16 protein-coding genes are annotated in these 26,127 nt (G+C 52.2%); 4 read left to right on the top strand and 12 right to left on the bottom strand.

Going from position 1 to position 26,127, the window contains the following annotated elements:
* Positions 1-452 precede the first annotated feature (452 nt).
* The 5 genes from ACO1NT_RS03785 to ACO1NT_RS03765 all read right to left on the bottom strand — a co-directional run bounded on the left by ACO1NT_RS03785 (position 453) and on the right by ACO1NT_RS03765 (position 4,565).
* A complete protein-coding gene (locus ACO1NT_RS03785; protein WP_449047068.1) occupies positions 453-779 on the bottom strand; it encodes a hypothetical protein in 327 nt (108 codons plus the stop codon).
* Positions 780-842: 63 nt separating this feature from the next.
* The gene (locus ACO1NT_RS03780) at positions 843-1,613 is read right to left on the bottom strand and encodes a helix-turn-helix domain-containing protein (protein WP_449047067.1); all 771 of its coding nucleotides are present in this window, start codon (positions 1,611-1,613) and stop codon (positions 843-845) included.
* A 120-nt stretch (positions 1,614-1,733) separates the two neighbouring features.
* Positions 1,734-2,498 (bottom strand): type I methionyl aminopeptidase, encoded by a 765-nt coding sequence (gene map / locus ACO1NT_RS03775; protein ID WP_449047066.1) that lies wholly within the window; start codon positions 2,496-2,498, stop codon positions 1,734-1,736.
* Positions 2,499-2,543: 45 nt separating this feature from the next.
* On the bottom strand, positions 2,544-2,651 hold the full coding sequence (locus ACO1NT_RS03770; RefSeq protein ID WP_449047065.1) for a DUF4143 domain-containing protein: 108 nt from the start codon (positions 2,649-2,651) through the stop codon (positions 2,544-2,546).
* A 129-nt stretch (positions 2,652-2,780) separates the two neighbouring features.
* Positions 2,781-4,565, bottom strand: coding sequence for a hypothetical protein (locus ACO1NT_RS03765; RefSeq protein ID WP_449047064.1), 1,785 nt, complete (start codon positions 4,563-4,565; stop codon positions 2,781-2,783).
* Positions 4,566-4,859: 294 nt separating this feature from the next.
* Between ACO1NT_RS03765 and ACO1NT_RS03760 the strand changes: the two genes are divergently transcribed.
* The 3 genes from ACO1NT_RS03760 (at position 4,860) to ACO1NT_RS03750 (ending at position 8,012) form a co-directional block, all read left to right on the top strand.
* Positions 4,860-6,299, top strand: coding sequence for an AAA family ATPase (locus ACO1NT_RS03760; RefSeq protein WP_449047063.1), 1,440 nt, complete (start codon positions 4,860-4,862; stop codon positions 6,297-6,299).
* A 105-nt stretch (positions 6,300-6,404) separates the two neighbouring features.
* Positions 6,405-6,749: a YciI family protein gene (locus tag ACO1NT_RS03755; RefSeq protein ID WP_449047062.1), complete on the top strand. Its 345-nt coding sequence runs from the start codon at positions 6,405-6,407 to the stop codon at positions 6,747-6,749.
* A 6-nt stretch (positions 6,750-6,755) separates the two neighbouring features.
* Positions 6,756-8,012, top strand: a complete 1,257-nt coding sequence (locus ACO1NT_RS03750) for an RNA polymerase sigma factor (RefSeq protein ID WP_449047061.1) — start codon at positions 6,756-6,758, stop codon at positions 8,010-8,012.
* A gap of 297 nt (positions 8,013-8,309) precedes the next feature.
* On the opposite strand, the gene ACO1NT_RS03745 is transcribed toward ACO1NT_RS03750, so the two are convergent.
* The 7 genes from ACO1NT_RS03745 to ACO1NT_RS03715 all read right to left on the bottom strand — a co-directional run bounded on the left by ACO1NT_RS03745 (position 8,310) and on the right by ACO1NT_RS03715 (position 24,999).
* Positions 8,310-12,287, bottom strand: coding sequence for a hybrid sensor histidine kinase/response regulator transcription factor (locus ACO1NT_RS03745; protein ID WP_449047060.1), 3,978 nt, complete (start codon positions 12,285-12,287; stop codon positions 8,310-8,312).
* 75 nt (positions 12,288-12,362) lie between these two features.
* Complete coding sequence (locus tag ACO1NT_RS03740) at positions 12,363-15,188, bottom strand: formylglycine-generating enzyme family protein (protein ID WP_449047059.1); 2,826 nt, start codon at positions 15,186-15,188, stop codon at positions 12,363-12,365.
* A 12-nt stretch (positions 15,189-15,200) separates the two neighbouring features.
* Positions 15,201-17,180 carry a beta-L-arabinofuranosidase domain-containing protein gene (locus ACO1NT_RS03735; protein WP_449047058.1) on the bottom strand — a complete coding sequence of 660 codons (1,980 nt, stop codon included), beginning with the start codon at positions 17,178-17,180 and terminating at the stop codon, positions 15,201-15,203.
* Between the two features lie 86 nt (positions 17,181-17,266).
* Positions 17,267-19,975 carry an MGH1-like glycoside hydrolase domain-containing protein gene (locus tag ACO1NT_RS03730; protein ID WP_449047057.1) on the bottom strand — a complete coding sequence of 903 codons (2,709 nt, stop codon included), beginning with the start codon at positions 19,973-19,975 and terminating at the stop codon, positions 17,267-17,269.
* Positions 19,976-19,986: 11 nt separating this feature from the next.
* Complete coding sequence (locus ACO1NT_RS03725) at positions 19,987-20,352, bottom strand: hypothetical protein (RefSeq protein ID WP_449047056.1); 366 nt, start codon at positions 20,350-20,352, stop codon at positions 19,987-19,989.
* A gap of 58 nt (positions 20,353-20,410) precedes the next feature.
* Positions 20,411-21,937: a hypothetical protein gene (locus tag ACO1NT_RS03720; protein WP_449047055.1), complete on the bottom strand. Its 1,527-nt coding sequence runs from the start codon at positions 21,935-21,937 to the stop codon at positions 20,411-20,413.
* A gap of 17 nt (positions 21,938-21,954) precedes the next feature.
* A complete protein-coding gene (locus ACO1NT_RS03715) occupies positions 21,955-24,999 on the bottom strand; it encodes a SusC/RagA family TonB-linked outer membrane protein (protein WP_449047054.1) in 3,045 nt (1,014 codons plus the stop codon).
* A gap of 268 nt (positions 25,000-25,267) precedes the next feature.
* Here ACO1NT_RS03715 and ACO1NT_RS03710 point away from each other — a divergent pair.
* Positions 25,268-26,127, top strand: an 860-nt coding sequence (locus tag ACO1NT_RS03710) for a hypothetical protein (RefSeq protein WP_449047053.1), incomplete at its 3' end; no start/stop codon positions are given.

The raw sequence follows: 26,127 nt of genomic DNA, 5'->3' as shown, positions 1-26,127 counted from the left end.
ATCTGACCATACCACCTTAAAATAGACACATAATTAAGGTGTCCAAGCTTTAGTCGGTTATTCGCCAGCTTCTTGACTCCTTAAGGAGCTGTATGATATCGTCTTTGAGTTCAGGAAGTTTTTCAACGATAATGTTCCATACTATTTCATAATCTACCCCGAATTTATCTCATCCAGAATATGTTCAAGCAGTTCGTGGTTAGAGTGCGGCATGCTCCGCTTCTTTAAGGATTTGGGGGCCAATATAAGGGCTGAGTGACTGGGGGTTGACGAACATTGGCCTGAAGCAATGACAAGATCGCATCTTTGCTTTGTACCACGTTTCCCATAATAGCAAATTTATTGAATAATTACATCGCCGACAAATCCACAAAAACGCAATTATTTCTGCATGACCCTAAACTTGCGCCTCCAGGCGCAGGTGTACCTCTATCATCTGCCTGACCCCACCATTACGGCCGTTCGCGCACTTCCACGGTACCGCCGTGGTCCAGAACAGGGCACCGTTTGGCCAACTCCGTTGCCTGCTCCACGTTTTCTGCTTGCAGCACTACGATGCTCACCACCTTCTGCCCGCCCCAGCCTATCATCCCCTTCTGAACCTGCCCGTCGCTGCCCGAGATTACGTATCCTGGTTGCGGGAACGGAAAACTCTCCACATACGCCCCCTGGGCTTTCCAGTATTCGATGGTCTTGTCCCACGCGGGCCCAACCTTCTTTGCCAGCTCGGTATCGTAGGCCGATGGTACGCGCACCACCAATACAAATTTTTTCATCATCATATTATCTTTTTTTACAAAGGTCGACCGTGAGCCATCGCCATCCTTGTAAAAAATCATTAATTACCAGAAATGCGGTTGGCTGAAGAATTGGCCCGGAGGCAGCCCGGTGAAGCGTTTGAAGGCTCGGTTGAAATGTGCCTGGTCGAAGTAATCGCCCTGCAAGGCGAGGTGCTGCATGGACCGATGAGGTTGGTATGCATCGATAAGCGCCTTCAGGCGCACGGTATCGGCAAACGGCTTGGGCGATATGCCTACGGCCCGGCGGAACCGCTTTTCGAACGCGTCCTGGCTGAGGCACATGATGTCTGCCAGCGCCGCCATGGATAGCCGGCCTTTTGCCTGGCCAATCGCCGCTACGGCGCGTACCGCTGCCGGGTCGGGTTCGTGCGGCCGTAGTTTAGCCAGCAGGAAACACTCCACGATGGCCAGCCGCATGCGATGATTGTGCGCGTCGAAGAGCTGCTCCCGTACCCGTTCAATTTCGGAAGACGCAAAGAAGCTGTCGAGGCCCAAGGTAAGGCCTTTCATCTCGTAGAGCGGCTCGCGGAAAAAGGCAGGAGCCATCCCTTCCTTCAGCAACGCTACAATGGTACCCGATTGGGGCTTATAGTTGATGAAGCGGGCGGATTGGCGCAGGCCGGCAAGCGATGCCTCGGGAATGATGGCATGTTGATGGCCATGCCCGCTGGCCACCTGCCCGCCAAAGCGGAAGGCCAGTGCTAATGCCGTATCCGGCAGCACCCGGTTTTCGAGCGGCAGCCCCTGGCTCTCAATGATGTGAAACACCTTGATATACGGCTGCAACGCTGCGCAGGGGATATGGGTTTCCATGATCATTGCTTTTCAAAGGTAGCGGAAATTCCGGGTTGATGATGTGGAAGTGCACATCGAATAGTTTCATGCACAGATGTACCTGAAATCAGTCATCAATCCGCTTGTTTTGTCCATTTATCAATTAAATATTCCGTTCATCTCGGTAAGGATTATCGGACTTCCATCAGTCACTACAATAGTATGTTCATGCTGTGCCATATACCCGCCCTTGTTACCAACCAGCGTCCAGCCATCATTAAGTTCTTCTGTATAAGTAGACGAGGTCGATATAAACGTTTCAATAGCTACGACAGCGTTTTTTTTAAATCGCCGCTGGTCAAATCTATTTTTATAATTCATCAATTCATCAGGCTGTTCATGTAAACTTCTGCCGATTCCGTGTCCACCCAAATTTTTAATGACCTTAAAACCTCTTTTCTTTGCTTCGGTTTCAATTAGGTATCCTATGTCAGCAATTTTAACGCCGCCTTTAATATGATTTAGGGCTTTCCGCAAAATTTCCTTTGAAGCGTCTACCAATTTTTGATGTTGATGAACATCCTCCCCAAGCACAAATGATGCACCGTTATCTGCCCAAAATCCCTCAAGTTCTGCCGAAACATCAATATTTATTAAATCTCCTTCTTTAAGTATTCTCTTTTCAGAAGGGATTCCGTGACAAAATTCATTGTCAACACTTATACAATTCCAACCGGGGAAACCATAAGTTAAATGTGGCGCAGATTTGGCTCCAAAATCCGATAAAATTTCCGCACCATATTCGTCCAATTCTTTTGTGCTCATTCCAATTTGAGCATACTTTATCATTTCTTTTAATGTATATGCAACAGCGTTACTGGCTTTTTGCATGCCCAATAATTCTGATTTTTGTTTTATCGACATCGTTTTTCGTCATTACGAATTCTCTGGCTAAATTAACAAAAAAGGTCATTGATTAGTACCTAAGTAGCTCACCAATCCGGTATCGTAAAAATAAAGTTTAGGTGTTTTAACAAGCCGCGTATTGAAATTCTCGTGGTAGGGGTATAATAACATAATCCGGGAACAGGGATTTAAGCAGCGTGGTTTTGCCAGACTGCCGTGGGCCGTTAACTCGGTAATTTTGAAATATCCGAAGACAAACTTTGAAATATCTGTACACAAACTTTGAAATATACAAAGATATCAGACAGCGTCTTCTGCCATCACCTCGCATAGGGTTTCAAAACCAGCCGCCAGGATCGGCTCGATGGAGACCACGTTACTCCCGATGGTTAGCACGCGGTGGTCGATATCAATCCGCGGCCGCCGTTCGATGTCGGCGGCGGGCAATTTGACGAAGATAAACCGATGGGTAGCATAGGATGGATGGTTTGGCCAATCGACATGGCGGAAATTGAGGCAATCGGCACGGCCGATCAGGATGTTGTAGTGCCCGCTTCGCACCGTGGTACATTCGTTGTCTTCAACCATCTCCATGTCGGGGTACCGATCGACGATCATTTCGGCCAATTTACGGGTAAAACTTCCCCCTAGCATAAGTTGGTACTGAAGGATTACATTTTCCATGATCGGTTCCCCCATTTCTCCCACGTGAATAGGCAGTCCGGGGATCTTCCTATGTTGATCCCTGAAGGTTTCTATGATGGCCTCGGGTTCGGTATGGGCGGTGTATAAACGGTAAGCTGGGGCATAAGGCCCCATCGGCACATCAATGCCTTCGTAAAACGTACGTCGTTTCCTTTTGCTGCAGCTTTTCTTTAACTCCACGATGGCCAGGCTGCGCGTGGCTTTAATAACGGTATATACGTTCATGGACTCAGGCACTTCCACTGGTGGCTCATAACGGCGCCTTAAGAATGCGTAACTGTTCAGCCCCTCTTCAGTGAGCGTAGATGCCTGGCGTTCGGTAAGCCGGATAAAAAGAGACTGCGATTTGGGATTATACCTTTCGATGGCGACTTCCAGGTTAATACCTGCCTGCAACCCCGCGAGCGCATAGTCTATGTAAGGTATCGCATCCCCATAGTGGGTATCCTCACGCAGCAGGATCCCTTCATAGTCACCCAACCAAAAGGTGGGGTCGGTGTCATTGGGCCGGCGCACTTCTACGGATAAGGGTTGCTGTTGGTACCACGCCAGTTTCAAATAGCTATCCATTTTTTCGGCAAAAAGGCCATACAGCTCGTCGAGGAAACGGTCTGCATCCTCCGGCTCCCTGCTAAGCGCCACGGCCTTCTCGATAACGGCAACATAATGGATGAAAAGATTCGGATCGAGCTCCTGTTTGTAATAGGTGAAGAATAGGTGCATTAGCGGTTCGTCCGTGTACTGGCGGCAAAGCTGAAGTGTGCCAAGTTCGAGCAACTTGAATGTATTTGCACCTTGCCCTGCCACACGGACGGATGCGAAGCGGTTATCGGTATCGACAAAGCGTACCAGGTTATCCGTACCCAATAGCCCGAACAGCAGCCGCCAGTCCTCGTATTTTAAAGCCGGCCGGCAATACACGGCCACATCCCGGCCACGGGCTGGGTCGTCTCGGTGCTGACCGACCAATATATCGCCTGTGCGGGGAGGGCTGTATGGGTGCGGGAATAACCCTTCGTTGATGTACAAGGACTTTTTACCGGGCAGCACAACCACGCCTCCGCCGCTTTCGGTATTGAACCACCGCACAACGCCGATAAACGGTTCCAGCCGTGGCTCTTTGGGCTCGTCGCGGTTTTCCGGCTTTGGAAACTCCATCTTGGTAAGATGGAAGCCGCCGCAATGTTCGCAATAATATACCCGCCGTGGTTTTGGCTGCCGTCGTCGGCGTGTGCTGCTGTGTTGTTCCTCCGCCAAACGGGGGTGCGTCTGGGATGCCCATTTCATCTTGAGCATGGCCGACCTGGCGTCTTGTCGGGTCACAAAAATCGCCTTGCCGGTGGCATAGCATTTTCGTTTCGGTAAGCGCGACAAATCCATAAACCGTGGGTTTTCACGAGCTGGTCAACTCGCCATCAAACGCAATAATAAGAAATTTGCGGGATTATCTGTGCATACATAATGAATGAGACCCGCGTCTGGATGTATTCCGTGCTGAATTGGCCAGGAACCACCCTTATCTGGAATCTAGTTTAAACCCACGGATAACGGGCAAAAAAATCAATGATAGTCTCCAAATCCGCCACGACAAGCAGCTATTTGGCAACAGACAACATTATTGGTCGCCAAATGTCATTAAGAAATCATACATTTGGTAAGCAATAACTCAATAGTATGGATAAGAAAACCATTATCGGCAGGGCTGAGGAACAAGAAATACTGACTCGCTTATTGACGAACCAACAGGCCGACCTACTTGCGATATATGGCAGGCGCCGCGTAGGCAAAACCTTTTTGATTACCCAATACTACGCTAAAAATCTAACGTTTTATTGCAGCGGGCAGTTAGAAGGCAATTTGCAGGTACAACTTTACAATTTTAAAGAGCAACTAGAAACCCATTTCCCCAATGAAGCGCTTCACTTACCGAAAAATTGGCAAGAAGCTTTTTCACTTCTCCGCAAATGTCTCAATGGATTGCAGGGGACCAATAAAAAAGTGCTATTCTTTGATGAGCTCCCTTGGTTAGATACTCACCGATCAGGCTTTCTCTCGGCTTTTGGCTATTTTTGGAATGTATATGCTTCTCAGCGTAAAGACCTGTTGGTGGTCATCTGCGGTTCTGCCGCATCATGGATGATCAGGAAAGTGGTTAATAACAAGGGCGGACTACACAACCGCATCACGCAGCGCATACGATTGGCCCCTTTTTCTTTACATGAAACCGAAGCCTATTTAAAAGCAAAAAACATCCATTTTAATCGATACCAGCTATTACAACTTTACATGACCATTGGAGGCATCCCCCACTACCTCAATGCCGTGCAACGCGGTTTGAGTGTACAACAGGTCATCGAACAGAGCTGTTTTCATAAAGACGGGATATTATATAATGAGTTTAACAACCTTTATCATGCCCTTTTTAACAATGCCACCACACACATTGCACTCATCAGGGCGTTGGCCAGCCGCTCCACTGGGCTTACCAGGGCCCAACTTCTTGAAATCTCAAATCTCGACACAGGAGGCGGCGTTACTTCTGCACTGGATGAACTCGAAGAGAGCGGGTTCATCGTCAGGCTACATCCATTTGGAAAAAAGCTAAAGGACACACTCTTTCGGCTTGCTGATGAATATTCTTATTTTTACCTCCGATTCATCGAAAACAAAACCGTTGCCGAGCAAGGCCAGTGGATGGCAAGAAGCCAAACACCAGCCTACCGAGCCTGGTGCGGATACGCATTCGAAAACTGTTGTATCCGGCATATCAAACAAATAAAACAGACGCTTGGTATATCAGGTATTGTCACCACCCAATCATCATGGTACGCTTCGGGAAGTAGCATTAACACGGGAGCCCAGATTGACTTATTAATTGACCGCGCGGACCAGACCATCAACCTCTGCGAGATGAAATTCAGTGAACAACCTTTCACAATCACTAAGTCGTATGCCGCTATATTGCAACAAAAAATACTCGCGTTCAAACAATACACCCGGACCCGGAAAAATACGCAACTCACGCTTGTTACCACATACGGTGTCGTAGACAACCCCTATAAACAACAATTGGTAGACAACGAACTAACCATGGATCTATTCTTTATCAATTAATTAGGCTACCTAGGTAGTTAGCACCAATTGAAAATAATTGTCCCCAAAAGCAGGCATGGGTTGTCTAGGGTATAAACAAAATTTAAAACAAAAAATTCAGTAGCCATGAAAGAGTTTTTGATGTTGATCCGCGAAGATGCCCATTACGACGAGTTATCGGCGGAAGAAATGCAGGCCTGTATCGAGAAGCACTATCGGTGGGTGGAAACCCTCCGGGAAAAAGGCCAATTCAAGGAGGCGCAACCGTTGGAGGCCGGCGGTGCCCATATCCGCGGCAAGCAGCGGATCGTATCCGACGGCCCGTTCCTGGAAGGCAAGGAATGCGTGAGCGGGTATTACATCCTGCTGGCCGAATCGCTGGAAGAAGCCATCGAGATTGCCAAGGGCAACCCCGATCTGGATTGGGACCGCGCGGTGGAAGTCCGCGAAATTATGCCCATGGAACATTGATGAGCCATGGATCCTAGCGGACAACTTGCGGCGCACTTTTTCCGTGAACACTCGGGCAGGATGGTGGCATCCCTTGCCCGGGTGTATGGCATGGCGCACCTGGATGCCATCCTCGACGCCGTGCAAGACACGTTCGAAACGGCCCTGACGCATTGGCGTTACCACGGCCCGCCCGAACATCCGCACGCCTGGCTTTCGCAGGTGGCCCGCAACAAGCTCATCAACGCCCTGAAACACCATGCTCGGCATGGCCACGCCTCCGAAACGGAGGGCCCGTTGCACGAATTATCCACCACCGACCCCGATCCTGAGCTGGCCGACGAGGCCAATACAGACGGCCAGATCCAATTGCTCGTGGCCTGTTGCCATCCGGCACTGAGCGAGCGCGACCGCGTTCTCATCACCTTGCACATCCTCTGCGGCTTCGGGGTGCCCGAGCTGGCCAACGCCCTGCAGATGAACCGGGAAGCGGTAAAGAAGGCCTTGCAGCGCAGTAAGGCCCTCCTCCGGCAGAAATCGCCCAAGCTGGGGCAGCATCGGCTTGCCGCCATCGCCAAGCAATTGCCCACCGTTTGCACCATCCTTTACCTCTTGTTCAACGAAGGGTACAAAGCCACGCGCAACAGCAAAGGCATCGACTTCGACCTGTGCTATGAGGCTCTGCGCTTAGCGAAGCTTGTGCGCCCGGTGGCGACTCCCGAAGCGGAAGTAGATGCGTTACTCGCCCTGCTATTTTTCGGTGTTGCCCGCTTTCCTGCCCGCCTGGCAACCTACGGCGACTGGATACCGCTGGAAGAACAGGACCGGTCGCTGTGGGATACCGCATTGATCGCTGAAGGATTCCATTACCTCGACCAGGCACAACGTAGCGGCTATGCAGGCAAGTATTACCTGGAAGCGCTGATCGCTTCGCTCCACTGTGCTGCCCCCCACTTTGCAGCAACCGATTGGAAAACCGTCCATGCGCTATACCAGCTATTGGAAAACCTGGAACCCGCCTCTGCGCTTATCCGGCTGAATCGGCTCATTGCCCAAAGTTATGCCCAGGGGCCACTGCCGGTCATCACCGAACTGGCCGCCTTTACCGTGGATGGGAGCCCCGGCGCTGCATTTCTCCTTGCCGCCACGAAAGGGCACGTTTACCATCGTGCCGGATACGCCGCACAGGCCCGTGCCGCTTATGAAGAAGCCCTCTCCTTCGCCCAGAACCCGCTCGATAGCCAGCTCATCCGGAAGCGGATGGAAGCGACTGTTGCCAAATAAACCACCGCAAACTTGCGCCTCCAGGCGCAGGTATACCTCCGGCGCCTGCCCTACCTTTGTGGATTATGCAAACACCTTTTACCACACGTTTCTGAAATGCCAGTAGGCAGGTACTCTTTACCGGTCACCTTAAAATTAGCTTATTTTTAAGGCGACATCCATATTTGACCTTAAAGCAGTAGCTAATCACTGATCTAACCTTAAAAATCGATGCATTTTAATGTTAGCTTCACTTTTCACCTCAAATTGTAATTAATCCGACCAAACCACCTTAAAATAGACAAACCACAAAATAAATCACGTGCCGATTCGCTCGAAATCCTTAGGCAACACGCCGAATTGTTTTTGGAAACATTTCGTAAAGTAGGATGGCGAATTGAACCCTACCAGATAAGCGATTTCACTAATCCGATAATCCTTCGCCCGGAGCAATTCTGCCGCTTTTTTAAGGCGTACCAGCCTGATGAAATCGTTGGGCGTCAGTTCAGATATTTGTTTAACCTTGCGGTAAAAAGTCGCGCGACTCATATTCAATGCATCCGCCAGTTTGTCAACGTCGAGGTCCACTTCGTCCAAACGGGCGTGGATGGTCTTTATCAACTCATTGAGAAAATATTCATCTGCCTTTGAATGCGCCATCGTTTCATAGGCTGTTTCGGGCAGCTTTTGGTAGGCCTCCCGTATTTTCCGACGCCCCTCAAGCAGATTCGCTATGCGCGCTCGCAAAAACGCAATAGAATAGGGCTTTTCTATATATTCATCGGCCCCGGTTTTCAGTCCGGCAATCTTTGATTGAAGGCTCGTTTTGGCGGTAAGCAGGATGACGGGAATATGGCTAAACTTCAGGTTCTCTTTCACATACCTACAAAACGAAATGCCATCCATAACCGGCATCATGATGTCACAGATAATGATATCGACGTGCTCTTCCGCTAATCGCTCAATTGCTTCCTGACCATGGTCGGCCATGATCACATGGTAATCGTCCTGAAGTTGACCCGCCACGAAATGCCGGAACTCAACATTGTCTTCTACAAGGAGAATGGCTTTCTTAACGTCCAATCGCAACATATCGTTTACTTCAGCGAGTTGCTGCTGGAAACCATCGCTAACGGCCGGATCCAAAGCATCTTCATACCGCTCATGGCATGACTGACGGAGCGGAAGCTCGAAATTAAACGTGGTCTCCGCCGCCGATTGCACCAGATAAAGATTGCTATTATGTAGTTCGGCCAAGGATTTGGAGAACGCAAGGCCTAATCCCGACCCCTGCGATTTTTCATCGAGCTTAAAAAATGGGAGAAAGATCTTTTCCGCGGCATCTGGTGTGATGGGCTGACCATCGTTCGCTACCGCGACCCGCACGTAGCCGTCAACCTCGGCCAAAGACACGCTGACACGTTGCTTCGCGTGCTTCAATGCGTTGTGCAGCAGGTTGCTGAAAACTTTGTTGAAGATCTCGCTATCCAAATCAATATAAACAACGCCAGCGGGCAATGTCGTATCGATTTGAATTCCATTTAACTTGGCAGTCGAAACAAACCGACTAACCGCATCCCGAATAACAAAAGCGACATCCGTTTGAACGAAGTGAACCGCTACGCCCTTCGCTTCTGCCTTACGGAAATCGAGCAATTCATTCACCAGCTTCAGCAACCGGTTGGTGTTACGATCCATAATCGATAGGTTTTCCCAGTGGTCATCGGCTGGCTCTGTATGCTTCATAATTTCTTCCAAAGGCGCCTTAATGAGGCTAAGGGGCGTACGAATTTCGTGGGTTATGTTGGTGAAAAAGTCGATTTTCGTATCGTAAAGCTCTTTCTCCTTTTTACGGGCAATTTTCTGCAAAATCTTTTTATTACGCGCACGGGCCCGATCCGTAAAATACCGCACCACCGAATACGTCAACAAAGCAAAAAGCAGAAAATAAATAAAGTAAGCCCACCCGGTGCGGTAAAAGGGCGGCAGTACATGGATCGTTACGCTAGCCCCCGTTTCGTTCCAGACCCCATCGCTGTTGGAGGCTTTCACGCGGAAAACATAGTTACCGGGTGGGAGATTCGAATACGTAACCCGCGACTGGTAATCGGTATGAATCCACTCACTATCCTTCCCCTCGAGCATATAGGCGTAGTTGTTACGCTGGGGCGACACATAGCTTAGCGCAGCGAAACTGATGCTAAACACCGAGGCATTGTGTGGAATTTCCAGCTCGCGCTCACCCACCAGCTCTTTGTTATACAGTTGAATACTGTTAATCACCACGGGCGGCGGCACTTCATTTTGCCAAATCGTATAGGGCGAAAAGGCCACGAAACCTTTGATGCCACCAAAATACAACTTACCTTCTTGGCTATGGAAACCCGATTTATAATTAAATTGATCGCCAAGGAGCCCATTGGCGTGCGTATATATGTTGATGCTGTGATCTTTGCTGTCAAACTTGAATAAGCCGTTGTTGGTACTCCCCCAAATATGGCCGGAAAGGTCGGCAACAAGTTGATAAATGACGTTGTTGGGCAGGCCATTATCTTCGGAATAAAAGTCGGTGAACGTGTCGCGCTGTCGGTCGTATCGAAACATGCCGGCCCCCTCGGTGCCGAGCCATAGCTGATTCTGCTTGTCATAAAGCAAACACGTTATTTTACCGCTGGTGCCATCGCCGGCAATGGGTGTCGCATAATGCTTCCACGTGTCGGTGCTACGATCGTACGCGTAGAGTCCACCGCCGATGGTCGCAAACCAAAGCACGCCGCGATGATCTTCCACGATGTCGTTTACCTGTGTCCTGATCAGCGAATCCTGCACAGGAATGAAGGTATCGGTGGTAACGTCGTAACGACATAACCCCATCATGGTGCCTATCCAAATGGTGCCGGAGTAATCCTTGTAAATCGAATAAATGTTGTTGTTTATCAGCGAGCCTGGTGCTGACGAACTCTTGTACTGCTTGTAGTGTTCGGTGCGGAGGTCGACAACGAATAGCCCCTCGGTAAACGAGCCCACCCAGAGGTGGTGGCCATCATGCATCAGCGCATGGATGTTGGTGGCGGGCAGGTAGCTGTTGGTAAATTGCTTGGTTACGGGATTAAACCGGTGTAGCCCGGCATCTTCCGTGCCGATCCAGATATGACCATCATCCACTTGGCAAAACTCGCTGATGCTCTTTCCCTTGATGGAATTGCCACCCGTTACGGGGTAATATTTCTCGAAGAGGCTATAAGGCTTGATGTAGTAATTGATACCACCAAAAAAAGTACCCAACCACATGCCCCCCTCGCGGTCTTGGTAAATGGCATGTACGGCATTGTCTGTGATAGAAAAGCTGTCGCCATTAACATGGCGCAGGTTTTCATATTGCCGGGACTGGGGATGGTAGATGTAGAGGCCGCTCTCCGTGCCTATCCAGAGCTCACCGTTATCCGACCGGGAAATCCTCCTCACATACAACGGCTTACCTTGGCTATCGTGTTCGAGCAGTGGCACAAACGATAAGGTCCGTAAATTAAATAGTTGCACGCCGCTGTTGGTGGTACCCACCAATAGGTTTTCGGCGTCGAGCAAAAATATATCGTTCACATCGTTATCCTGGCCGGTAACCGAGTTGGGGCGGATAAGATATTGGGTAACGGTGCCCCGCTCGGGTTCGAGGCAATACATACCCTGATGGTAAGTGCCCACCCACACACGGCCGTTGGTATCAAATGCAATGCGCCGAATCCAAACCGGCGCAGGGCTACTATCCGTAGTGAGGTTGAAATAATCCAATGCACCCGATGCGGTAGCGCGGAAAATGCCCTTATTAAACACGGCCATCCACACATTACCCTGCTGATCCACCTGGATATCCCGCACCAGGCCCTCCACTTGTTCGCCATCGGCCGTTTGGGTGGTGTATCGCCTGAACTCCCCGGTGTGCGGGTCGTAACGGTAGGCACCGTCGCCGGTGCCTACCCATATTATCCCCTGGCTGTCCTGACTAATCGCCGTAACCGTATTATTCCCCAAGCTGCAACTATCGCGGCTATTCTTCTTGAACACCTTGAACGTGTGGCCGTCATAACGGTTCAACCCATCCTGGGTACCGAACCACATGTAGCCTTGTTGGTCTTGGAAAATGGTGTACACGGAGCTCTGTGACAGCCCATCTTCCACCTGTAGGCTCCGAAAATAATAGTTGCCTTGTCCCTGGTGGAGTTCCTGCCCGAAACATACCGCGAAGCCAACCGCCATCAGCACGGCGCCTAATCCCACTATCCGACTTATACCGTTCAAAAAATGCATCCTCTCTCACGTGTTAAGCGAGTTAAATTAACCATTTTCTACCAAGATACCGTACGTTTCCGGTATTTATTCCTTGTCCTTGATGCAACGGAACCCCACGGTGGCATTACGTTCAAAACCCTGCGAAACGCGAAGCAAATATTGGCGGTAGTGCAGCTCGCGCGGACCGCCTTGCACGTACCACCAACTGGATGTGGGATTGAAATACGAGCCACCCTTCATCATGATATACGTATATGAACCGCTCTTGTACACATCGTTGGTCAGCTGCCACACGGACCCCACCAGATCTTCCAACCCGTACGGATTGGCACCGCGCTTGTACCGCCCGACAGGATACGGTTTTCCATCGCCCAAATTGGCCAGCTTGGGGTCGATGCCCTTGATCTTGTAAACCGTGAGGCTGTTCGTTACCGGCTCCAGCTCCCGGGTAATGTGTTCGGTGTTTTTAGACCAGGGCCACGCCCGACCATCCGGCGTTTGGGCGGCATACTGCCACTCCACTTCGGTAGGCAATCGCTTGCCTGCCCACCGGGCGTATGCCTGCGCATCTTCATAACTCACGTAGACGACAGGAAACTGTTCTTGGCCCTTCACGGGCCGTCCATTGCGCCAATGCTTCAGGAAGTTATTGGTGTCACTGGGCTGGTAATCGGCTGCCTCCATGAATTGTAGAAAATCGGCATTCGTAACCGGGTGTTTATCCATCCAGAAACCCGGCAGCTTAACGGTATGCCCTTCGTTGTGGTCGGGATAGGCAATAAACTCGTCGCCATGGGTAGCGTGGAATTCAAACGCGCCTGCCGGTATCGCTACCATACCCTGCGTGCTGCCTGCGGCAGCCGAAGGCGTAACGCGGCTCGCCAGCCGCGGGGTGCCCGCCTTCATGGTAACCACCCGCTCGTCGAGCAAAATGCCCTCCTCAAATACCTGGACCACCAACTTACCTTCATGGCGCCCGAAATACTGGAACACGTCCAGCTCATGGTCACCCACAGGCAGCTCCAAAGGCGTTTTCTCGTAATCGGGCGCTCCGGTCCACACGTTGATGGTCGTCCCCCGGGAAGCGCGGACGCGCAGTATGTTGTTATGCAACGCCACGTCCAGTACGGCAGGCAACTGCGCTACACATCCTACCTCACCTTCGTTATTTGTGCCTAAGTCAAACCGATCAAAAGCATGCACACGGGCGGTTATATAATGCTTTCCGTTCCGTTGGACGGGGGTCACCTCCTCGTGGTTCCACAGGTCCACAAAATGGGTCTCCTCGGTTGGAACAACCTCAAACAACGGCCCGTCAAAACCCTCGGGCTTGATGCTATAGATGGTATAAATGGTCTTGTCGGCCAGGGGCCACTGGTTTACATACACACTGTCTACCAGCGTAGGGATGAGCGGTATATATTCATTCGCCAAGAAATTATGGGTGTTTTCGCGCAGTATCCTGCTGGTTCGGCCCAGGTAGCGGTATTGCTCATCCACCCACTCAGGCTGGCCGGGGGCAAAGATATTCAATTCGGTGCCGTAGCCGTTGAAGAAGGCCGTGGCAAACTCGCGTTTAATCGGTTCCTTCGCCAGCTCAGCCACCCGGTAAATGGTAAACTCCGGCTTGATGAACTTATTGAGATTGAACAGGGGTGGGTAATACAACGCATTGTGTACGCGGCCCGACACGATGCCTTGCATATCTTTGGGTACAGCAAACCCCTCGCTATACATGATCACGCCCGGCTTGGCCCGATCGGCTGCATCTTGCAACTCCGTGCTGGAGCCACCTTTGGTATCGAGCACCACGCCATCTGCGTCGGTTTGCATAATCAAGTCATAAATGCCGTCCATGTGGCCCTCATTGCGGGTGCTCTCGTCCCACGGATTGTAGCACAGAAAAAAGGCAGTGCCCTGACTGCGGCAATACTCGGCATCGCGACGTATCCCAGCCATGCCTCCCGGCAGGTCGCGGAACATGTCGAACTGATTGCGCTGGTCGATGCCCAGCGTAGGCCATGTGGGCCACAAGCCGATCACATCATCGCCGCCGTAAAGCCGTTTCCCTCGCGCAATAAACGCGGGCAGGCCCGATTTACCGGTTTCGCTGTCGTAGTAGAATTTGTCCCATGCCATGATCAGGTGCATTACATAGGTATGCCGTATCCATTTGAGGTCTTCCCGCTCGAACAAACTGTTGTCGAATGTTTCTACGTCATAGAGGTAGCGCTCCTGGAAAATCTTCTTCAGCCCCTGTTGCCAATCGCCCTGGTACAAATCGGCAAAAAAGTTGTAGGCAATGGATCCACCTGGGGCGATGGTGGTTTCAAATCGCCGCAGCGAAGCGTGCTGGGCACTGGCCCGGTCGCGGCGCACAAGCGCACATACCGCCATCCCGTCGCCGAGTGGCGTGCCGCTGTAACCCAGCTCCCAGGCGTTGTCGGGCAGGATGCAGTTGACCGGCTGCCTGCCAGGCAGGAACAGGTGCGAACGCGATAAGCCATGCTTTCCCCTGCCCGTGATGTAGACCGATTTGCCGGTGCTGCCCAACGGCACCACGTTGGCCAATACCAAGGTATCGGGCGAGATGTTGGTGAACCGCAGCACGCCTTTGGCACCGGGACTGAAACCGGGTACCGCTTCATAGGTGATTTCAACAACCCCACCGGCGTCGGCAGCGGTGAACGGGTGGCCATTAACTTCAAAAGCAACGAGTGGCATCGGCGTGGATGCGCGCAGCGTGCTTCCCCGGTCATCAACAAATGCGGAGACCTCGGTTTGATGCTCCGAAAGGGTGAACTCCCGGAGTTCCTGGGCGCGAAGCGCCGGGTGCAGGCTCCCTGCACCTAACAGGAGACTTAGCGCAGTAATGAATTTCTTGTAGACGTAACGAGGTATCTCAATCATGATTGTTCTTAGTTAATAGGGTACAATAACGGGGAAAGCCGAAATCCGCAAGGTGGTGGCCCCGTATGGAATAAGGGTGATCTCTTCTTCGGGCATGGCGTTGGTAGAGTCGATGCCGTAGATGATACCGCTATGTGGCAACGGACCCGCCATGCCGTTGTATAGCTTCCAGGAAGGCATGCGCTTGCCGATCGCCTTGATTTCAATCGGCGCATTAGCTGGGTTCCACGGATAGGAGAAATCCACATCCTGCCGTTTTACCACACGAAACGCTTCATCCATATCCTTATTGGAGAAATCCATGATGCCGTAGTTCCACGGCGATTCGGGGTATACTTCGTAATACGACTTTCCAAACAGCTCCGGATCGTCCGTAATGGTTTTCTTCTCCCAGCGTTCGGCGATCTTGAGGGCGTATACCACGGGGCCGCGTTCTATGGCAACGGCATTTTCATGCCACGTGCTGGCGGTAACCGTCATCGGCAGCGCCAGCTCCACGCGGTCGCCGGGGCGCCACGTACGGTCAATTACGGAAATGCTCCCGGCCTCGGTGGCGCCATCCCAACGTTCCCCGTTCACGCGGATCTCCGCGTCGGCACACCACGTTGGGATGCGCAAGTGAAAAGGGAAACGAACGGCCTTTTCGCCATCGGGAAAACGAAGACTGAAACGGATGGACTCGTCAAACGGATAATGTGTCTCTTCTTCCACGTCTACGGTAACACCATCGGCCACCTTCGCTGTAACCGCACTGGGCGAATAGACCAGTGCGGCGATCCCCCCGTCGTCTGTGGCGTACCACAGGTGCTGCGTAAACTTGGGCCACCCTTGGTGCATATTGGAGGTGCAGCACGGATAGCCGGTAAGCAGCCCGAATACGAGGTCCGTCTCGCCATGGTTGATATTAAAATTATAAGCCCGCCGCTGTATCTGCACTTGGTTGGCTTGTTGGAAATATTGCCGATTCATGAAATCATCGGTTACCTGCGTGGGTAGTGCATTGAACGCCACTTTCTCCAGGTGCTCCGCAAAGTCGACGTCGCCCGTAATCTCGAGCATCTTCTCCAGTGAAAACATCAGCTCCACGGCAGAGCACAACTCAGATCCCTGTGTGGGGTTGTTGCCATGCAGGGCCTCATCGCCACCATACATGCCCTGCGGCTGCCCATTGAACTTGCGGATATCATGGAATCCCTGCTTTACGGCATTCACAAAACGTTTGTCGGGGTTTTGCTGGTAGTAGATAATGGGTTCTTTGATGCCCTGTGCCAGGTTGACGCAATGGATGCTACCGATTGTGGTCAACATTTCGCGCTGCTCAAACCTGGTGGTAAAGTCTTTACCTTGGCTGTGAATCAACTCGGCCAGGTCGAGCAGAAAAGCATCGGCGGTAATGTTATACAGCCAGTAAACGGCCTGCAGGTTGTCGCCCGAACGGAATTCGGCCCAAAAGGTCCAATGGCCGAGGGGCTTCTCGTGGAGCGTATTCAACTGGTAACGGAAATAGTTGGTCATCAGCCGCACCACCCGTACATCGCCGGTGGCCGAATAATACTGTTGCAAAATCTTGAGTACAACCATTTTGGGCCACCAATCGTGCGTATTGCCGCGCTGTAGGCCAGGCTCCGGCCCATAATCCGTACCCGGCCCAAAATACCCATTGGGCTTTTGGCTATTGATGGCCCATTCTACCCACGGCTGTACCTTTGATTTCAGCGTATCGTCATCCAAGAGGTAAGCCAGGGGCAGTAACCCGTCTATCCAGTAAGGACCTCGCTCCCACTGGTCACCATCGCCCCCGAGCCACCCGTTGCGTGGCCCCATCACCGCCGGATACAGCATATCCAACTGCCCCGTAAGGCCATCCTTTTGGCGCACCAACATCTCGTGTAGCCAGCCCCGCGGTTTGATATCGCCCAACGGCAGCTCGATATATGGCTTTTTGACGAGCGGCGCGCGATTGTTGAGATAATGCTGAGCCGAGGTTTCCATACAGCAGAGATAAGCCATCAAGAAAAAGCATATCGAGTAAGTTCTGTGTGTCAAAGTCATGTTATCTACCGTGTAGTTATTAAAAATTACGGCCGGGTATCCATCATCATCCGATTGATGATACCCGCCCAGATATAGGTTTTATGATACCCGCCCCAAGGCTCGTCGGGGCTATAAAACTCCCATAGGTTATGTGTTTCCTTCAATACCGAGACCATTCCATGCGCTACGCGGTCTACCAGCTGGCGGGCCTCTTCGTGATAGCCATAATCTTGTAGCCCCAGCATAATCAAGTAGTTCCATTGCACCCACACGGGGCCGTTCCAATACCCCTTGTCGTTGTAATAGCTATCTTGGGCAGACAACGTAGGAATACCGTATTCGCGCCAGAAATGCGCGGTATCCGTGAGCTTCTCCACCAGCCGCTCCGCCTGTGCCTCGTTGGCAACGCCAGCCCAAAGTGGCAGGAACCCAATGATTTCGTCGCGCTTGAGGTCGTCTGCCGTCTTGTGGGTAAACGTATGCGTTTCTTTGTCGACCTGGTAATAAAACCCGTTCGCCTCATCCCAGAAGGTATCGTTGATAAGCTGAGCACGCCGTTCATGGTTGGTCCGCCAGGCCGCGGCCTCTTCCGTCAGGCCCAGCGCCAGCGCCATCTGCTCCAATGATTTGGCCTCCTTAACCAGCATGCAATTGAGGTCGAGGCTCTCAAAGTTCGTGGGAAAGCCCACCTCATCCCATACCGCCACGAGTGCATCGCGCACCGATTCGAGTACGGCGTGGCCACCCCACTCACAAAGCCCGTCACCATCGCTATCGCGGTTATCTACGATGAAGTGGAACAACTTCTTGGATGAACCGTACATCTCCTGGAGAAATACGGTATCTTGGGTCATCTGGTAAACCTCCCAATTAAGCCATGCGTACCAAGGCGCCGAGGTAGTGAGTTGACCGTTATGTTCAATGATCTCGTCGAGGTAGCCGCCGGTGCGGTAGTTGATATAGCCATTGGGGTATTGCCGCTCGAGGTATACGCGCTGGGAGTTCATCGCCCCCTGGGGGTCGATATCCGCGTAGGCGAGCATGGCGATGCTCTCATGAAACACCTGCCCGCCATGCCCCCACCCCCACGTGGGCTCACGCGAGAAAACGTAGTAATTGTAATTCGACTTACCCTCGGCCGGGTAAAACACCTGCCGCATCATGGCGGCGGCACTCCAATACAGGGCGTTTTTATCCGGGTCGTCGAATTCCGGAACCGGCGTGTTGGCGAAGAATGCCTCATTGTGCTGTTGGTAAGGTTCCAACGTGCGGGCCAGCAATTCCCTTGCCTCGGCGACCAGCGAGTCGGCCGGGGCAGCAAGTGGCGACACACCGCGGACGAACCGCAGGCGTTCTGTGGCACCGCCGCCGAGCTGCAGCACATGCTCAAATGCCACCACCTTCGCGTAGGGCAGGCTTTCTACTGGATTTTCACTCCGCTTACCCTGTACGAACTCCATAAATACGCTTGGCTTGACAGTACTGACTTCGTTCCGGTGCATGCCCAGCCTGCCGTCGTCTCCGACCGGCACCACCAGGTACCCATAGGTAACCCCTGGCATGGCCGTCGTATCGATATAGCTGTGGCTGGCCACCGTGGCCAGCCGGTCGTAGTGCGGTTTCGGGTATTGCCTGCGGTACACCGAAAACGAGCGTTGACCGGCGGGTGCTTCCCAACGCAGCATCGCGTGGTGTTGCGTGTTCAGCTGGAGGTCTACTTGGTCTACCATGGGTGGCAGGGTTACCTCCGTAAGGTCGATGTCATACCGTTGGCTTGCGCCTTCCAACTTGCCGGTTATCCGGCCAGCACGACCACTGGCTTCATCAACCGCCTGCAGCGCGAACGCCTCGGCAGTCGGGTCCAGCTGTGCAGCTTCCATCCGATAGAACCCGCCCTGATCTACGGCAGCATGCATACCGCCCCATACCGGGCTGTTTTCGGTGAGGAGCACGGCCGGGTTGGCATCCACCATGAGCTGGAGACGCAGCGTGTGCCCGGCGCTCGTGAGGCGTTGCTTGCCTGGCAGGTAAGCCCGCCCATTGAGCTGGGAGGTTGGCTTGCGGTCATTCTCCACGGTATTGGGCACCCGAAAAGGTTCGCCGGCCTCGCTGGTGAAAGCGCCAAGCCTTGTTGGCCTTGCCGAAGTGACCCAAACGTTGCGGATACTGTCGGTGTAGGGCACATCATGGCCGAGCGTCCATGCATCGGGGTACTCCTGATGCTCGAAAATGAGGTGATCGCCGTGTGGTGTTACCTGCTGATAAGCCCGCCCCCCATTTCGCATGAAGGGATAAACCGTTAGCTCCACTGCCGTATCTGCATGGCTGGTGATCTGGAGGTCGAGCAAGGCCATCGTCGAACTGTGCACCACGAACCACGCTGCTACCTCCATGTCAGCGAAAGGCCTGTAGGTAAAGCGTACCATATCGGGATAGCTCGCCGTGATGGTTGGCGGCCGATACATATCCGCTACCCGATATACCCACTGATCGCCGCGTTTGAACCCCAGTGCAATGTCGCCGCCCGTGTCTGTAATGAAGTCCGCCCCTTCGCTATCCGCGTCGTACTGGAAGGTATACCCTTGGTCAAGCACGAAATTAGACCGCTCGGGCGCCGCCGCATAGGTCGTGTACAATGGGAAGCCCTTACCCGCGTTTAACGACGATAAGAAAGGCTTCTCTTCCGATGCGCAAGAAAGAAATAAAACAGCCGTTATGACGACCGAAAATAGCGTTGTTCCGTATTTTGTCACAGCAATACGTCCTATTGGATGGTCAACATAAACAACGTTACGCCATCGTTCAGTAGCAAATAAGGGGTCGTGCCTTCGCCCACCAGCCCATCTTTCTGGGCCCGTACGGTAAAGGTCCCTTTCTGCCCTAACATCGCCTCGGTAAATACCACCCTACCCTTGGCATTGGTGGTACCAGTTGCCAGTGATTGGCCGTTACTGTCCAGCACTTCCACCGCTGCCCCTTCTATTTTTGGGAAGGTATTGCCCTGGGCCACCCCTTCCACCTGCACCTCTAACGCCGGCTCCGTGACGGATATCGTTTCAAACTCCAGTTCCCGCTCACACGATGTAGCTATGCCGATTAGCATAGCGAGTATAGCAACTAACTTTTTCATATTCATGGATTAAATTGTTCTTTATCGTTTTCAAACGCGCCGTTCCGATCGCTACCCCTTACCCTTCATTTCCCGGGCCGCCAAATGTATACAACGACTGGCCGTGCATCTTCAGTTCCGGTCCGGGAATGGGAAAGTGCCGTACGGTACCCGGCAGCAGCTGGTCCTTGCCACGGCGGCGGTCGAAAAAGCCCAGCTGCGGCCACACCAAATCACACTCCACATAGCGCTCGTAAAATAGTTTTTCTTCCAGTTCCTCATAGCTTTCCGTCGCGAGCGCGGGTGGCAGGTCGCCCAACGCGACACGTGAATTGTTGATCAGCGTGGCAATCTGTCCTTTGTCGCCGTTCATACGGATCAGCGCTTCGGCCAGGTAGGCATCATTTTCCATCTTCAGGAAATGGTCAATCATACCCTGTCCACGTTCTACGATATCATAATACCGCCAGTATCGGTATTGGCTTAGAATAAACGTTCCGTATCCGGGGCGTTCCGTACGATCTGCCCCGAACCAGTTACGCATGTTTTCATACTTGAAATAGCGATCCAACCGACTGTCGGGACAGTTCTCAATGGCAGGCCAATCTTTGAAACTATCACTTCCCGGCGTGACCGGAATCGGATAAACCGAATAGGGATCATCGGGTGCCATTTTATGGAGCACCCATTGGCTGGTCCGGATCCAGTTCATATTATACAACGCAAAGTAATTCATGCCTACGTCGCGTGTCATCACCTTACCCCGCCAACCTTCATCGTAGGCCACTTTGAAATCCGATTGCAGTCCCTTTTCGGCATATGCCTTCACCCGGGCCCAATCAACTTGGGCATTTTCCGTCTGCGTGCGTGGGTTTGACGCCAGGAACCTGGCGCCCATCGAGTTTGCAAACTGAAGCAACGTCGTTTTGTTAAACGTGGTTCCTGCGATCACCGAAGCCGGATCGTCATCCACCACATCGTTTTCGATGAGTTGGATGGCCATATCCAACTTGGTGAGTGCGTAATCCATTACCTCCTGATAGCCTTTCGTGTTGCCTGCAAAGTCAAACGTCAGTGCGTCATGCTCTTCCGTAAATAAGTATGCTCTATCATAGAGTAGCGCGATATTACCATAAAGCAGCGCTTGGATGATATAGGCGTGTGCCTTCGCCCGGTTCGTATAGTCCACCCCGCCCAGGGTAATCTTGAACTCGGGATCTTCAAACATGTTAGCCATTTTGATGGCGCTGCCCACGCTTCCGTAGTAATTGTACCATGCACCGAAGTTGATGATGATCACCGGGTCGGGCGTATCGTCGTTGAAAAGTTGCTGCCGGGGCCTGAACCACATGGTACCCGAGCCCCAGCCCGGCGTACCGGCCTGGAAAAATTCGGCGCAGGCCAGCCCGATGGTGGGGCTGGCGGCGATAGAACCATTATACCACGTGTTATATCCATTCCTCAACAGCGAATAGAATTCTGCCGGTGTGGCCAAATCATTAATATTCGGTTGGTTTTCATTGGCAATATCCATCGAATCAAAAAAGCTGCAGGAGCTTGGTAACATCAGGAAAACCGCCACAACATAAATCAATATTCTCTTCATGATTTCAATTTTTCTGGTTAAAATGATAACGCTATGGAGCCACTGAATGTCCGGTACAACGGATATTGTTCGTTCGATTCAAACCGGAACGCGTTTGTGTCTACTCCTTTGCTGCGATCGGCCGAAACCCCTTCCGGATCGAAGCCCGGATAATGGGTCAGGGTGAGGATATTGCGGCCGATAAGGCTGATCTTGATGTTATCGATGAATTGCCACTGCCGGGGCTTGATGTCGTAACTAACCGCAAGTTCACGCAGTTTAAGAAATGAGGCATCAAATACCAGTACGTCGTTATCCCAGCCTAACAGTCCGATTTGTTGGCCGCCGTTGCTATAATAAGCTGCTGATTTCACCTCATTCCAGGGCATGCCCGATTGATCGAACAGTGCCGGTTCGGTGGTGTAGCGCACCGCATGGTTATATAACGCACCGCCATCCTGGTAAGACCACAAGGTATAAAGAGAAAGGTTCTTATACCGGATGGTGGTATTAAAATTCAGGTTGAAATTAGGCACCATGCTTTTGCTTGGGAGGGCAACGATATTGCCGTTATCGTCCTTGATTTTAATAGGTGTTTCATTGATGGTACCGATTTCACTGCGGCGCACCACAAACCCCTGGTTATTTACCGCAAAGAGTTCATCGGCCGTACGCCCCTCTGGCACCTGGTTGGCCACCTCATCCAGGGTACGTGCAAACCGATCAAGGTATAACACCCCGAAATCGATTCCCTCTTCAATCCGGAAACGCGTACCGTCTAGCATGTAGGGTATGGCGTTTAGCTCGGTGATCCGTTGCTTGATTTTATCGAATGTAACACCCGCATTCCAACCCCAGGCTTCCTTGTTGATGAGATTGCCGCTCAGACTGGCTTCAAGCACACGGGTCTGGATGGTCCCCGCATTTTGCCATTGGAAAGCCGCGCCCGAGAGCGGTGTAATGGGAACCTTCAGGATTTGGTCTGTATTGTTTGCAATGGAATAGTTGGTACTGAAATAAAACCTATCCAGGAATTGCATGTCTATCCCCACTTCGGTTTCTTTCGAAAAGGAGGGTTTTAACAGCCTGTTCCCTAAGGTCTCCATATTTCCAGGCACACCGTTCTGAAGGGCAAACACCTCATACTGTGCTTCGAAAGGAGGTCTCAGGCCCGCCACGCCATACGAAGCCCTCAACTTCCATTCATTGATGCCACCTATTTCGAAGTCTTCGGTGATCCGCCAGGCTCCCGCTACCCGGTAAAATGTTTGCCACCGCACGTCGGCTCCAAAGAGCGAGGAAGCATCACGGCGCACCAAGGCGTCTAGGATGTACTTATCCTGGTAATCCAGCACCATCATTCCCGCCACGTTGTTAGCCACCGTGGTGAAAACGGATGAGCTCGCGTTCTGGTTGGCAGAGAGGTTTACCGAGGTGATATTCATCCCCCCTATACCCAAATCTCCGCCACCTCCATTCAAGCTGGAAGAACTAGACGATTCATACAGGTATTGCACCTTAAATGTGGTATTGAAGTCGCCAAACTGCTTGCGGAACATGGCATCCGCAGAAAACACCTTTTCATTGTTACGCCACATCCCCCGTGAAATGTAGCCAACCTCGGGTGTAAGGTCATAGCGCAAGCGCCCCTTGGGCGTTAAAAAAAGGTTCTCACCGATGGATCTCGTGGTACCGAAAGCCGTGGAAAACGTAAGGTAATCGGTTGGATCGTACTTCAAGGAAAAATTGGACAACAGTTTCTCCAATGTCGATTCGTTCTTCGAGTTGGTCATGGAATAAAGTGGATTGACGATGTTTTCTATCCGGTTGGCATTGACCAAATACGGGGAACCATCCATGTTGGTCGCCAATAAATCAGCTCCAGGGTCCGAGCGGAACAGCGCACCGAAAGCCCCACTTGCCCGGTTGTCAGCATCGGTATGCGTATACAGGTTGGAGGTACTGAACAGGAGGTTGTCCAATATCCGGTAGTCGAGGTTTAACCGCACGTTTGTGCGCGCTATGCCGTCTACCATCTTGACCACGCCTTCTTCCTTGGTGAGTTGCAGCGAGGTATATACACTGATTTTACTGTTCTGGGAGGTGCCCCGGATACCCAGGTGGTTCGTTACATAACTCCCGGGATTGAAAAACTGGTCTATATGGTCATATGTTGTCGGGTAGCTGTTGTCGTAAACGCGATCGAGATCCGTAACGCCATAGTTTACGGTTCCGTTTTCGATTAACCGATTGGTAGCCTTTGAACGGCCCGGCACGAAACCCAGTCCGTTTTTCCCATATTCGGTTCGAAAATCCACCTTTACATTGCCAGCCCCTACACTGGCCCCACGCTTCGTCATGATACTGACCACGCCATTTGCGGCCCGCGAGCCGTAAAGCGAAGAAGCGGCGGCACCTTTCAGCACCTCTATCGTCTCAATATCTTCTGCATTGATATCCGCCAGTCCACTTTCGGTAAGTACGCCGTCCACGATATACAACGGGTTCGAGGAGCCAAAAATCATTTTGACGCCGCGCAGCTGTACATCTACCTCGGAGCCGGGAGCGCCACTTGAGCGTGTAACACGCACACCGGCCACTTTGCCCTGAAGCGCCGTGCCCGCATCCACCGCCGGAACCTGGGAAAGCTCATCGGATGATAACTTTTCGATGGAGAATCCCAGCTTGGCCTTGGGTGTACCTGTGGCGACACCCGTAACAATGACCTCATCAAGCGAGATATCGCTTCTTTCGAGGGTCATGTTTAGCTGACTCGATTCATTCACCACCCGCTCTTGGGTGGTAAACCCCACATAACTGACCACCAGTGTGGCTCCGCGATCCACACGGATGGTGAAGGCCCCGGCGTCATCCGTTCGCGTACCGGTGCCGGAGCCTTTTGCTGCCACGCTTACTCCTGGGAGCGGCTTGCCTCCCGGGTCGGTTACGATCCCTGTAATGACAATCGAAGGCTGCTGCGCGGCCGCTGTGTTTTGCCCCATCACGTTCAGGGACACAATGGCCATCACGAAAAAGCCGGTTAACTTTTTCAGATAGGTGTTGATAAGGTAATTTCTTTCCATAATTGTGAAATTTTAATACAATGATGCTCATGGCTAATTCACGGCGCTCATAATTGTACCGCAAATGACTGCATAAACTGTTTTTTTATATACTAGAATCGTATCAAAAAAGGGGAATATCGTATCATACCCTATTATCCGGTCCCTTTTCCAGCTTCCATCGTTACGATAGCCAGCTCCACCGCAAACTTGCGCCTCCAGGCGCAGGTATACCTCCGGCGCCTGCCCTACCTTTGTGGATTATGCTAACTGACCAAACAAAAGAACCATGGTTGAACACGTACGTACACTCGAAAAGAAATTGTCCGAATGGTCGCGGTTGCCAACGGCAGACCAACCAAACGGAGAACGGCTCCTGGAAATCGTCCGGCTTACGGAGGAGTTGTCGGTCGCCTTCCAGCAAGGCCTGTCGCGCTGCGCGACGCCCGACATGCTGGCGCTCCAGTTTAACCAATACCACCATAAGGTAGACCGCCTCATCGATCGGCAGGCATGGCCAGCCCCGATACGGCAGGCCCTCGATCGGCTGCTCGGCGAGCTGCTGGACGGCCGCGCGGCATTAATCGACGCTGACCGCCCGCTGCCGCGCCACGAGCGCGAGCATCTCCAAACGTTAGTAGACCGCCAGCTGCCGGTAATCTGCACGGCCATCGAGCGGCACGAGCTCCCCGCCGTGTACGGCCGGGAAATCCGGCATGCCCTGCGCAACCTGTTTGACGAGAAGGCACTGCCGGAGCTCACCTACCGGCATAAAGCCTACGTACCGCTACTGATCGGCCAGGGGATGAAACTAGCTACCAAGCGCACCTCCGCCCGTTGGAAGCACCACCTGATGGAACTCCTGGTGAACTGCAACTTCAACTACATGGGCATCTTTGAGCGCTGGCGCGAGCGGCGTGAGGCAGAAATTGCCACAGCGGTGAAACAGGGCGCGGAGGAAACATGCCTGCAGCAGTGGCAGCAAACGGTCGCACATTTCAACCCCAAGCCGGGCGTCGCCTTTGATCCGGACAACGGGTCGCTGCATGAACATATGCAAGTCTATCTCCGCGATTGCCGGCAACGGTTGGAGCAGCGGCAACGCTTGCTTAGCACCAACGAACCTTGGGCGCGGCTGCTCACGAAATT

It is taken from the genome of Parapedobacter sp. (assembly GCF_053550995.1).
This window is presented reverse-complemented; position numbering and strand designations above follow the sequence as displayed.

Coding starts and splice junctions, on each gene's coding strand:
- ACO1NT_RS03755 (WP_449047062.1), top strand. CDS start 6,405: ATGAAAGAGTTTTTGATGTTGATCCGCGAAGATGCCCATTACGACGAG.
- ACO1NT_RS03735 (WP_449047058.1), bottom strand. CDS start 17,180: ATGGAAACCTCGGCTCAGCATTATCTCAACAATCGCGCGCCGCTCGTC.
- ACO1NT_RS03750 (WP_449047061.1), top strand. CDS start 6,756: ATGGATCCTAGCGGACAACTTGCGGCGCACTTTTTCCGTGAACACTCG.
- map (WP_449047066.1), bottom strand. CDS start 2,498: ATGTCGATAAAACAAAAATCAGAATTATTGGGCATGCAAAAAGCCAGT.
- ACO1NT_RS03770 (WP_449047065.1), bottom strand. CDS start 2,651: ATGTTATTATACCCCTACCACGAGAATTTCAATACGCGGCTTGTTAAA.
- ACO1NT_RS03720 (WP_449047055.1), bottom strand. CDS start 21,937: ATGAAGAGAATATTGATTTATGTTGTGGCGGTTTTCCTGATGTTACCA.
- ACO1NT_RS03760 (WP_449047063.1), top strand. CDS start 4,860: ATGGATAAGAAAACCATTATCGGCAGGGCTGAGGAACAAGAAATACTG.
- ACO1NT_RS03765 (WP_449047064.1), bottom strand. CDS start 4,565: ATGGATTTGTCGCGCTTACCGAAACGAAAATGCTATGCCACCGGCAAG.
- ACO1NT_RS03780 (WP_449047067.1), bottom strand. CDS start 1,613: ATGGAAACCCATATCCCCTGCGCAGCGTTGCAGCCGTATATCAAGGTG.
- ACO1NT_RS03785 (WP_449047068.1), bottom strand. CDS start 779: ATGATGAAAAAATTTGTATTGGTGGTGCGCGTACCATCGGCCTACGAT.
- ACO1NT_RS03740 (WP_449047059.1), bottom strand. CDS start 15,188: ATGATTGAGATACCTCGTTACGTCTACAAGAAATTCATTACTGCGCTA.
- ACO1NT_RS03715 (WP_449047054.1), bottom strand. CDS start 24,999: ATGGAAAGAAATTACCTTATCAACACCTATCTGAAAAAGTTAACCGGC.
- ACO1NT_RS03725 (WP_449047056.1), bottom strand. CDS start 20,352: ATGAAAAAGTTAGTTGCTATACTCGCTATGCTAATCGGCATAGCTACA.